Source organism: Limnohabitans radicicola, from assembly GCF_014837235.1.
Taxonomy (GTDB): Bacteria; Pseudomonadota; Gammaproteobacteria; order Burkholderiales; family Burkholderiaceae_C; genus Limnohabitans_A; species Limnohabitans_A radicicola.
In genome coordinates this window covers 1-12,784 of the sequence record NZ_JACYFT010000004.1, presented here as the reverse complement: position 1 = coordinate 12,784, position 12,784 = coordinate 1, and the positions used below count along the sequence as shown (strand labels likewise).

The window sequence follows — 12,784 nt, the reverse complement described above, 5'->3', positions numbered from 1 at the left end:
CCAGTGCCCCGGACACACTGATCGCCACATTGGACGACGCGCAAGTGGCCAAACTGGGCGCCGCCGAACTGCTGGCCTTGGCCAATGCCAATTTGCTGGACGACATTGCCGATGGTGCGACGGATAGCATCAACTTTGCAGGCCTGAGTGCCGCCGACACGGCCACCATCCTCAACGCGCTCGACAGCAACCAAAAAGCGGCGTTGACGCTGGCGCAAGGCCAGCAAGTGGGGGTTGACCAACTCGACAGCCTGACCACGTTTGCGGGCCTGTCGGCCAACTTTGTGGATGGGCTGCAAGCCAACGTGCTGGCCAGTGCCCCGGACACACTGATCGCCACATTGGACGACGCGCAAGTGGCCAAACTGGGCGCCGCCGAACTGCTGGCCTTGGCCAATGCCAATTTGCTGGACGACATTGCCGATGGTGCGACGGACAGCATCGACTTCACAGGCCTGACGGCGATCAACGGCGCTACAGTGCTGGCCAAGCTGGATGCAACCCAAGAGGGTCTTTTGGTTGCCGCCCAAATCAACGCCCTCAACACCGCAGGTCTGCTCGACAACCTCGCTTCACCGCTGTCTTCCACCCAAATCAGCGGCGCGGCCCCTGCAGGTCTGGGCTTTACAGCGGTGGACACTGCAGCTGAACAGGCCATGTTCAACGCAGCGATCGACGCGCAAGCAGCGGGCAACATCAACCTGACCGACCTGGCCGCGGCCGTCAGCAAAATCGGTACATTGGCCAATGGCACAGACGACAACGCTGCCCAGCCCACCCAAGCCGAATACACCGCCCTGGGCATCACTGGCATCGACAGTGCCGCCAAAGCCGCGCTCCTGGGTGACGTGCTCGACGTCAAAGCCGCAGCCGATGCCGACCAGCTGGCCGAAATCCAGACCCTGGCCACCGCCGCCAGTGCCGTGGCCGCTTATACCGGCAGCAACACCGCGCCCACCAACGCAGAGCTCAACGCCTTGCTGGGCACCAGTTTTGTTGTCAACGACACCAACCGTGCGGCGTTCTTGAGCCATCTGGCCACGCAAAACAACGACGGCACCCCTGTCACCTTGGCGGATTTGGTGGCCATTCGCAATCAGTTTGCGCCATCGGTCAGCGGCTTCACCGTGGCCGATGCCGTGGGCACCACCACCACCGGCAAGAGCGGTGACACGCTCACCTTCACCGTCACCCTGTCCGAGGCTGTCACCAGCACCGCTGGCCTGACCGCGGTGTTCACTGTCAACGGCAATGACGTCACAGCCACCCGCGCAGCCGTTACGGCCACAGACACGTTGGTCTTCACTGCCAACGCACCCGCAGGCAACGGTACGGCCATCACCCTCAAGAGCCTGGTGGCCGACAGCGGCAGCATCGTCAACGCCAACAACGTGGCGCTCACCGCCCCCACGGCCAATGCCATCGCGCAGACCGGCGCTTACCTCGTTGACAACACGCTGCCCGTTGTCACGGCCAACTACAACGTCAACGAAAACACATTGACCGATGTCGCGCCCAAGAGCATCAACCTTCAGGCAACCGACTCCAACGGTCCGCTGACTTGGAACACCGTCTTGAGCGGCACTGACAGCAGCAAATTCACCTTGTCCTCTGCTGGTGTGCTCACCTTCACTGGCGTGACTAACTTTGAAGCCAAAGACGACAGCGGTGCCGATGGCGTCTATGACATCACAGCCACCGTCACCGACGCCGCTGGCAACAGCAAGGCCCAAGCCATCTCCATCAACCTGCAGAACGTCAACGAAGCCCCCACCGTAGCCAACGCCATCGCTGACCAGACCTTCATCGTCGGCGGCGCTGTGGACAGCTTCACGTTCAATGCCAACGTCTTCGCAGACGTCGACGCCAACACCACCCTGACGTACACAGCTAGCCTTGCCGGTGGCGGGGCACTGCCGGGGTGGTTGTCGTTTGATGCGGCCACCCGAACCTTCAGCGGCAACCCCACCGGCGCAGACACCACCACCGTGCGCGTCACCGCCACCGACGGCGGTGGTCTGAGCGTGAGCGATGACTTTGTCATCACCGCTGTGGCTGCGCCGTCTTTGTCCACCACACTCAGCAGCGCTGTGACCAACTTCGACGTGCGCTCGAGCATTGTGCTCAGCGTCGGCGAGACCGTCACTGCCAAAAGCGGGGGCAGCATCACCCTGACCGATCTGGGGGGCACCGGCTACCAGGGCGAGAGCACCACCCACACCCAGACCTTCAGCGTGACCGACACCAGCCGCGTCACGATCGTGGGCAGCGGGGCCAACACCAAGATCATCATCAACCCCGGTTTTGATCTGGACCTGGCCTCCAACTACAGCCTGGCTGTCTCCACGGGGGCTTTCACCGGCGTCACCACCGGCCAGGACACACAAGCCTTCACCACGGTCAACTTCAGCACCGTGGCACCGGGCGCGGGCTTTGCCAACGCTGCGCAAGCCCAATCCATGAACACCACCACCGGTGCCCTGGAAAACGCCCTCAAATGGTTTGATGCCACGGGCGTGGGTTCACCTACTGGTGCCCAGACCACCCTGGATCTGGCCAGCGGTGACTTCGCTGCCGTGGTCAAAGGCGTGATTCTCACCTCCGGGGCCCAAGCCAACACCGTGCTGCAGGGCGCGGGCAACATGCTGCTCAACAACTTCGGCATCAACGACCTGCTGTATGTGGACAACCAGGACCACACCAACACCGATCCGCAGGCTTCGCTCAATGCCAACGTGTTTGCCGGGGGACTGGGCACTGTCAGTCAGCCTTTGCAGCTGGCGGTGGAAGGCACCGATGCGGTCAATGGGGGGGCCTACTTCATTGACTTTGTCATTGCCAGCGGCATCACCCTGCCGGCATCGGTGGTCACTGACCAGTTGCTGCAAAACGTCATCTCCAACAACTGGAGCAACACCGGCATGGTGATTGCCGCTTAAGGCTTTGCAGCCCCCTGACCCGCAGGGCTGTGCCAGGCGCAGCCTTCCGGGTCTCCAAAACAAACAAATTCAGAGGAACACACCATGTCCACCATCCTTCGTTACTTCATCAGCGGCTCCTTTGCAGACTTGCTCGATCTGCGCACCCCGGGGGCCGAATACGCGCTGGCCGAACAGCAGCTGATTGCCACCGGCAGCGGCGGCGTCAACACCGTCTGGGCGGCTGCAGGCGTGGACCTGGATGCCCGTAACCTCTTTGGTGGCACCGATGTGGTCCTCTTCAACCACCGCTGGGACCAATACACCAAAGACATCACCAGCGTCTCGGGCGCCATCGTCTTCAGCTACACCGACAGCACCAGCGGCCTGACCGAGAGAGTCACCGTGGCCAACGGCGCCACCACCCTGGGCCGCGACCAGCTCATCTTTGCCGACGGCGCCGTGGGTACCCAGCAGGCCAACGCCGCGCTGCAAGGCAGCCTGACGGCAGCGCTGGCCGGCGTCTCGGGCGTCAACAACAGCCTGACCAGCGCCGCCTACAGCCCCACGGCCCCGGCGGGCAACACCCTGCGGGCCTTTGCCTCGACCACCAGCACCACCACCGGCGCCACCTTTGCCATGACCGAAGCGGGCCAGACCACGGTGGCCACCGGCACGGGCCAGGTGGACAAGGTCTACGTCAAGGCCGGCGCCACGGTGGATGCGCGCAACCTCTTTGGGGGAGAGGACCAGATCTACCTGACAGGCAACTGGGCCGACTACACCAAGAGTCTGACCGAAGTCTCGGGCGCCATCACCTTCACCCGCAGCATCAATGGCGGGACAGAAAAAGTGACCGTGGCCAACGGCGCCACCACCCTGGGCCGGGACAAACTGGTCTTTGCCGACGGCGCCGTGCTCACCCACAACGCACGCACAGCGCTGACGACTGACCTGAACGCCGCCTTGAGCGCCGTCACCGGCTTTGACCTGAACACCAAAACACCATTCCTGGCCTTCGACTTCAGCAACAAGACCCCCACTGAAATCGCCGCCTACCTCAACGACAGCGCCAACGCCGCCAAACTGGGCACCCTGAGCACCGCACAAGGCCAGCAAATTGATGTGGACGACCTCGACCAGGTCAACACCACCGCCTTTGCCGCCCTGTCGCCCAACTTCATCGACGGCCTGTCGGCCCAGGTCGTGGCCAGCCTGCCCAACGGACTGCTGGCCGTCATGACCAGCGCCCAGGCCGCCGTGGCCGACCTGAGCAGCCTCACCGGCCCCCAGGTGCTGCAACTGCGCGCTGACGCCATCGACAGCGTGCTCCCAGGCGTCATCGACAACCTCTCGCCCACAGAGGTGGCCAATCTGTCACAGCCGCAAGTGCAGGCCCTGACCGGTGCGCAGCTGCAAGCCCTGGCAGCGGCCGGCCTGCTCGACAACCTCTCGCACAGCCTGAGCGCACAGCAACTCACTGACCCGGCCAGCGGCCTGGGTCTGGACCTGCAAACGGTCAGCCAAACCGCGCTCATGAACAGCGTCATCGACAGCGTCAATGATGCCAACCAGACGCTGATCGACTCAGCCGCCAAAATCAACGGCATCGCCGATGTGGTCCAGCGCCTTTCTGCATTGGCCGCCATGGACCCCACGGACCCCAACTACGCCATGGACCGCGATGCACTGGGCTTGACCCCAGGAGACTTTGCAGCGCTGGGCATCAGCGGCGTCACCGCCAACAACCTCAGCGCTGTGCTGGCCGAGATCGCCGCTAGCGCCGACAACGGCAGTGGCATCGCCAGTCTGAGCGCCATCCGCACTCTGATTGCCCCTGACGCCATCACCAACCTGAGCCTGAGCGTGGGTGACACCGGTGCCAGCAGCAGCGACCGCCTGACCAACGCGGCCATCCTGACCTTCTCGGGCACCGCCCGCCAAGGCGCCAGCGTCAGCGTCTGGGTGGACGCCGACGGCGACAACGTGGTCGACAACGGTGAAACCCAAACCGTCACAGCCGACGTTAACACCGGCGTCTTTACCGCCACCGCCACCGCCACCGTGGCCAATGGCCTGGTGCGCGCCACCGCCACACAAACCGACGGCACCGGCACCAGCCCGGTCAGCCAGACCTTGGTGATCGAGCGTGACACTGCAGCGCCCACATTCCAGGGCGCTACGGTCAACGGTGACCAGCTCGTGGTGGCCTACAGCCACCCGCTCGATGCCACCAACCTGCCTGACTTGAACAAGTTCACGGTCAATGTGGACACGGGCACAGGCGCAGCCCCGGTGGTCGTCACGGCCCGCAGCATCAGCGGCAGCACCTTGGTGCTGACCCTGGCCAGCCCGGTCAACGCCGGGCATGTGGTGACCTTCAGCTACACCGACAGCGACAGCGCTGATAACGCCACCGGCGACCTCCAAGACCGGGCAGGAAACGACGTGGCCAATCTGAGCAACCAGGCGGTCATCAACGCCACGGGCGACACCCAGGCTCCTGGCGTTCCCGCATTTGCCATGGAACAGGAAGTGCTTCAAACCCTCAATGCGAGTGAAGCCCAAAACGGTACCAACATTTCTGTCAATTTGGTGGGCACTGCCGCTGTAGCTGGCGACCGTGTTGAAATTCGCTGGGTAAACACCACCACTGCCGCTGTGCAGACCCTAGATGCCGTGCTCACCAGCACTGACATCACCAGCAGTACCAAAACCGTTACTGTCCCGCTAAGCCTGATTACCACCATTGGTGACGGTTCTGTCAACGTAGACGTTCGCCTGATCGACGCTGCTGGCAATGCCAGTGGCTACGCCTCTGCCCAAAACTTCACCGTGGCGCTCAGTGTCGTGGCTCCGACAGCCACGCTTGACTTGGCCGCCGACGATGATTTGGGGGTTAGCAATAGCGACAACCTCACAGCCCAAACGACGGGCCTGACCATCAGTGGCACCACCAGTGCCAAGGCACACGTGGAGCTTTTTAGGGACGCCAACCAAAACGGAGCGATTGACCCCGGAGAAAGCTTGGATTCCGTTACTGCAGATACCAATGGCCTCTTCCAGCGCGATGTGAGCCTGCCCGCAGGCGTGAACCATGTGCGTGCCCTCATCACAGAGGTTAGCGGAAATGTCGGTATCACTAGCGCATTGGTTATCACCGTAGATACCTCACCTGCTGCAGTTCCGCCTACCGCCCTGACCTTGGCCGATGCCGACGACACGGGCCAGTTGGGTGACCTGCGGACACAAAACACCAGTGGCCTCAGCCTTGAGGGCACATCTGTGGCTAACAGTGCAGTGCGTGTGTTCAAAGACTTGAATGCCAACGGCCGCTTGGATGCTGGAGAGACCCTGCTGGCCAGCGGTACCACCGACAACAGTGGCCACTTCGCTCTGGACCTTGCCGGCACGTTCTCGCATGGAAGCCATACCCTGGCCGTGCAGGGCGCAGACAGTGCAGCGGGCCGGGTAGGCTCCGTCGCCTACGTGGTAGTCGACGTGGATACTGTTGCCCCCACACTTACCGCCACAGGGTCTACAGCCGGAGGCAACACCATTACCCTGCAGCTGCCCGAAGCATTAGATGCCAGACACGCTCCGGTCCCTGGTGCCTTCGCCGTAGCAGGCAACACCGTAACCAGCGTTGCCATCAGTGGTGCCACGGTCACCCTGACCTTGCAAAACACACTGCCAACCAGCGGCACTGTAGATGTGTACTACACACAGCCAGTCGGTGGTAATGTGCTGGCCGATGCCGCCGGTAATGCCATCGCCAATGCAACTGTCAGTGGTATTGCCCTGGACAACACTCCCCCCGACCTGAGCAGCGCCACGGTCACCAGCACCACAGCTGCCGGCAGCTACGGCGTGGGCGACGTGATCACCTTCCAGGTGGGCTTCAATGAACTGATGAAAGTCAGCGGAGACACGACCGGCTTGACACTGTCGCTGGATGTCACCAACGGTGGTAACCCTGTCACCGCTCAGTACGTGGGCACCTCAGGCAACAACTTGGTATTCCAATACACCGTGGGTGCAGGCGACAGCGCCGTGGCGGGCAGCTCAATTGGTGTGATGGCCCTGAATGTGGGTTCAGCAACCATCGCTGATCTGTCTGGTAACACAGCGACTGGCTCGCTGACTGCTGTAAACGAAGTGACAAGCAACGGCAATATCATCATCAACGGAACCAAACAAGGAGGCACACTCGCTCGCTTGGGCAACATGGCCTTGTGGCTCGACGCTGGCAACTTGGACGGTGACGTAACAACAGCACAAAGCAACGTTGCTGGCACAGCGGTGAGCAGCTGGAAGAGCCAAACTGACACCTCCATTGAATTCTCTTTGCGTACACCGACTCAGACGGAGACTAATAACGCGGGACTCACAGCTGCCAATTTCCTGGCGCCCACATTGCAACAAACGGGTGTCAATGGTGCTTGGGCGGTTGATTTTGCAAAAACAACCACCTCTTCAACCCGTTTGGATAGTAACGCCCCAGCATTAGCTGCGGCCCTATCAAACCAGCAAGACATCACATTCTTCAAGGTTAGCAACGGTGGTAACTATTTCGATTGGACTTATTTAGCACAGACTCTTTCTGGCGATTGGAAATACAATTCTTTTGAATACAGGGGATTTGTTCAAGATGGCGAAAGTTTTGAGTTTGTTCATGGTGCCCAAGTCGCACAAGATGCGATGCTTGCGTCCGCTATTGGAGCCACAGTGTATGACGGTGATGGCACAAATCGCCAGGTAAGTGCTTACGCCAACGCAAGTAACGTCACTGGAGGCGGCGCCCTTACGGGCCCGGGGGGAAGTACAGGCAACTACGCATCCATCCAGTTTGAAATGGGTGGTGTGCAGTGGGCCGCATGGGATGCTGCTGCTGTGGGGACGTATGGAGTTGACAGCAACTACAGTGAATTCATCATCTTCACCAAAGCCCTGAGTGCAACGGAAGTGGCCGAAGCCACCACCTTCTTGGGTGCAAAGTGGAACGCCTATAACTCCTCCGTAGCGGGCAGTGGTGGTTACTTTGATCTGTCTGCGACAACGGGAGGTGGTCTCTTGGCCAGCGCCAATCTGTTGAACCAACACGCCCATGGCACGGCGGCGGCAGAGACCTTTATGGTTGCAGGAGCCGATGCGGTCTATGCCGGTGGAGGCGCTGACCGCATCATCATCAACGATGGCAACTTCCGCCTGCTCGATGGCGGTGCAGGCAACGACATCCTAAGAATGAACTTCGTAGGAGATCTGAACTTGAGCAGCCATGTGAGTAATTACTTGGCCAACGCCAATGGACTGCGCAAGCTCGAGCGCATCGAGAAGATCGACATGACCGGTGACGGCAACCACAAGCTGGTGCTGACCAAAGACGATGTACTTCAACTTTCGGACAACGACAGCCTGATCATCCAGGCCGAGGCGGGTGATACCATCAGCTTGGCGGGCGGGGGGTGGGCAAACACCAGCACCTTCGTGCGGGCTTGGGACAACAACAGCTACCAGCTCTACACCAACGGAAAAGCCAGTGTGCTGGTGAGCAGCGCGGCCACTGTGGACTTGCCCAGTATCTCCACAATGGTCACGGCCTTCACCATCAGCAATGCCAAAGCCATCAGTGCCACAGATTTTGTCACCAACGACAGCACTCTGGTTTACGACCTCACACTTAATCAAGCATTGGTTGCAGGTGAAAGCCTGGTGGTCTATGTAGACGGTGTGGCGCACAATGCAACTCAAGGTGCCAGCGCTACAGAGTTCCTCCTGGACCTCACTGCCAACAGTTTGAGTGCAGGTTCCCATACCTTTGCCGCCCGGGTTGAGGGTGCAGGTAGCGCCACAGGGGTCTTTGCCTTGGCCACCGTCAACATCGACCTCACCGCGCCTGCAGCTCCCACCAACCTGAACCTGAGAAACGACACCCGCACCCCGGGCGATTTGGAACTGAGCGGTCTTGCAGACAATATTACCCTGCGCAACCAAAACAACTATTTACACGCACAAGTCGACGGCTACGAGCCAGACACCACAGTAGAGTTCTACTTGGACACAGACAACAATGGTGCCTACAGCGCGGGTGACACCCAGCTCACCACCTATGTGAACAACGTCGCCAGCAATATCGCCCCAAGCAACGGTGTTGCAAGGGCTTATGTGGATTTGGCGGACGGAATCCACAAAATCTATGCCGTGCTAGTGGATCAGGCTGGCAACCGCTCGGCCGCCAGCTCGGTGCTTACCGTACAGGTCGCCAACGAGACCGCCACCACTTTAAAGCTCAACGATTACAGTGCCACTGGCAACCGACTGTCCAATACTCTGCGAGGCACTGCAACCGTGGGTGGTGTCACTGTCTGGAACGATGTCGATCACGACGGGATTATGGACAGCAGTGAAACTGTCCTTGGCATTGCCCAAGCTGCAGACGGTAGCTGGGTCGCCGACACCTCAGTGCTGACTGAGGGAACCTACGATCTTCGTGCCATGTCCATGCCAGTGGTAGATCGCACCACCTTGTCTGCTTCTCCACGTCCGACATATACCGCAGGCGCAGGTTCTGCCCAGCTTTCGGCAGATGGCAGCATCCTGTTCACGATTGACCGCTCAAGCCCCACCGTCACCAATGTGGCATTCAGTGACTCTGGATCCGACCAGAGTTATGGGGTGGGCGACGTGGTCACCGTCACTGCCACCTTCAGTGAAGCTATCCGAGGCACTGTCGGCGCATCAACCCTGCATTTGGGCATAGACAGTGGGGCCAAAATCGCCACCTTGGTTGGTATTTCAAACGACGCGAACACCTCCAGCTACACTGCCACCTTCTCTTACACGGTTGCGCCGGGGGACTCGGACAACGATGGGCTGGAAATCGTCAGCGGCGCTTTCGTCGGCATTACAGACTTGGCAGGCAATGCCCTGACCAACACCTACATTCTTGGCGATGTGGCCAACACCAAAATTGACAGCCAGTCCCCCGCTCTGTTGGGCATCGATGCAGCTTCCGCAGGCAGCACCATCACCCTGAGTTTCAACGAGGCCATGGACCTGAGCGTGCTTCCTGACTCTGCCCGTTTTACGCTGGGTGGAGATGGGCTCAACGGCCGTTCCATCAGCAGCGTCAGTGTGGACAATGGGCAAATCGTGCTCAACCTGGATGGCACATTGGCCACCAGCGGTACAGTGACTGTGACGTACACCGACATCACAGGTGCCAATGAAACTTCGGGCGTTGCGCAAGACTTGGCAGGCAACGATTTGGCCAGCACAGTCACTCCACTGTCGGTGACTTTGGACAACACTCCCCCCGACCTGAGCAGCGCCACGGTCACCAGCACCACAGCTGCCGGCAGCTACGGCGTGGGCGACGTGATCACCTTCCAGGTGGGCTTCAATGAACTGATGAAAGTCAGCGGAGACACGACCGGCTTGACACTGTCGCTGGATGTCACCAACGGTGGTAACCCTGTCACCGCTCAGTACGTGGGCACCTCAGGCAACAACTTGGTATTCCAATACACCGTGGGTGCAGGCGACAGCGCCGTGGCGGGCAGCTCAATTGGTGTGATGGCCCTGAATGTGGGTTCAGCAACCATCGCTGATCTGTCTGGTAACACAGCGACTGGCTCGCTGACTGCTGTAAACGAAGTGACAAGCAACGGCAATATCATCATCAACGGAACCAAACAAGGAGGCACACTCGCTCGCTTGGGCAACATGGCCTTGTGGCTCGACGCTGGCAACTTGGACGGTGACGTAACAACAGCACAAAGCAACGTTGCTGGCACAGCGGTGAGCAGCTGGAAGAGCCAAACTGACACCTCCATTGAATTCTCTTTGCGTACACCGACTCAGACGGAGACTAATAACGCGGGACTCACAGCTGCCAATTTCCTGGCGCCCACATTGCAACAAACGGGTGTCAATGGTGCTTGGGCGGTTGATTTTGCAAAAACAACCACCTCTTCAACCCGTTTGGATAGTAACGCCCCAGCATTAGCTGCGGCCCTATCAAACCAGCAAGACATCACATTCTTCAAGGTTAGCAACGGTGGTAACTATTTCGATTGGACTTATTTAGCACAGACTCTTTCTGGCGATTGGAAATACAATTCTTTTGAATACAGGGGATTTGTTCAAGATGGCGAAAGTTTTGAGTTTGTTCATGGTGCCCAAGTCGCACAAGATGCGATGCTTGCGTCCGCTATTGGAGCCACAGTGTATGACGGTGATGGCACAAATCGCCAGGTAAGTGCTTACGCCAACGCAAGTAACGTCACTGGAGGCGGCGCCCTTACGGGCCCGGGGGGAAGTACAGGCAACTACGCATCCATCCAGTTTGAAATGGGTGGTGTGCAGTGGGCCGCATGGGATGCTGCTGCTGTGGGGACGTATGGAGTTGACAGCAACTACAGTGAATTCATCATCTTCACCAAAGCCCTGAGTGCAACGGAAGTGGCCGAAGCCACCACCTTCTTGGGTGCAAAGTGGAACGCCTATAACTCCTCCGTAGCGGGCAGTGGTGGTTACTTTGATCTGTCTGCGACAACGGGAGGTGGTCTCTTGGCCAGCGCCAATCTGTTGAACCAACACGCCCATGGCACGGCGGCGGCAGAGACCTTTATGGTTGCAGGAGCCGATGCGGTCTATGCCGGTGGAGGCGCTGACCGCATCATCATCAACGATGGCAACTTCCGCCTGCTCGATGGCGGTGCAGGCAACGACATCCTAAGAATGAACTTCGTAGGAGATCTGAACTTGAGCAGCCATGTGAGTAATTACTTGGCCAACGCCAATGGACTGCGCAAGCTCGAGCGCATCGAGAAGATCGACATGACCGGTGACGGCAACCACAAGCTGGTGCTGACCAAAGACGATGTACTTCAACTTTCGGACAACGACAGCCTGATCATCCAGGCCGAGGCGGGTGATCAAATCGTGGCACTTGGCAACTGGCAAGACACTGATACGGTGGTGCTGGGCTGGGATGGCCAAGCTTACCGCATGTACACCAACGGTGAAGCCAGTTTGCTCGTCAGCCCCAACACTCCTGTGCTGACCGGATATGACTCTGATGTGGTTGCCGCTTTGTCGGCCACCACATTGAGCACTATCGCACCAAGCGAAGTGGCCAAACTGACCGATCAGGCGGTGAACAGTCTGAGCCAGCCACAGGTGACAGCGCTCACCGACACCCAGGTGCTGGTCCTGGCCGCAGCGGGCAAGGCCGACAACCTCGCCTTTGCCAAAACCGCCAACGGCACCAGCGGCTTTGACACGCTGACCGCCACCGGCGGCGCCACGCTCGACCTGCTGCCCAGCAACCTGATCACATTGAGCAGCATCGAGCGCATCGACCTGGCCACCGACACCGCAGCCAACGTTCTCAACCTGGACGCCAACCGCGTGCTGGCCATGAGCGCTGCGAACCAGGTGATCACCGGCATCAGTGCCGACGGCAACTCCTGGAGCGATGGCACTTACACCTTGGCCGCCACCAGCGGCGGCAAAGACCAGTTGGTCATTGACGGCACCGGTGCCGACACACTCAACCTGTCGGGCGCCTGGAGTCTGTTGGGCAACGTGACCCAGGGCGGTAACACCTACAACGTCTACAACCACAACACCCTGGCTGCCCAGGTGCTGGTGGACAGCGACGTGCAGGTGGGCCTGACCCTGACGGGCGCTGGCGTGGCCGGCCCCATGATTGCTGCGCTCAATGTCAAGCTCTATGTCACCGCAGGCAACCTGCTCAAGAGCACCACCACCGACGCCAATGGCCACTTCAGCGCCGAAGGCATCACCTACCGCGGTGCCATGCTCATCGTGATGGAAGACGCCAACGACGCCAACGGCAC

Annotated in this window: 2 protein-coding genes; both read left to right on the top strand. The window is 59.8% G+C overall.

What is annotated here, in order from left to right; translation table 11 throughout:
* Positions 1 to 2,939, top strand: a 2,939-nt coding sequence (locus IC609_RS14455; protein ID WP_191820243.1) for a beta strand repeat-containing protein, incomplete at its 5' end; no start/stop codon positions are given.
* Positions 2,940 to 3,023: 84 nt separating this feature from the next.
* Positions 3,024 to 12,784, top strand: a 9,761-nt coding sequence (locus tag IC609_RS14450; protein ID WP_191820242.1) for a beta strand repeat-containing protein, incomplete at its 3' end; no start/stop codon positions are given.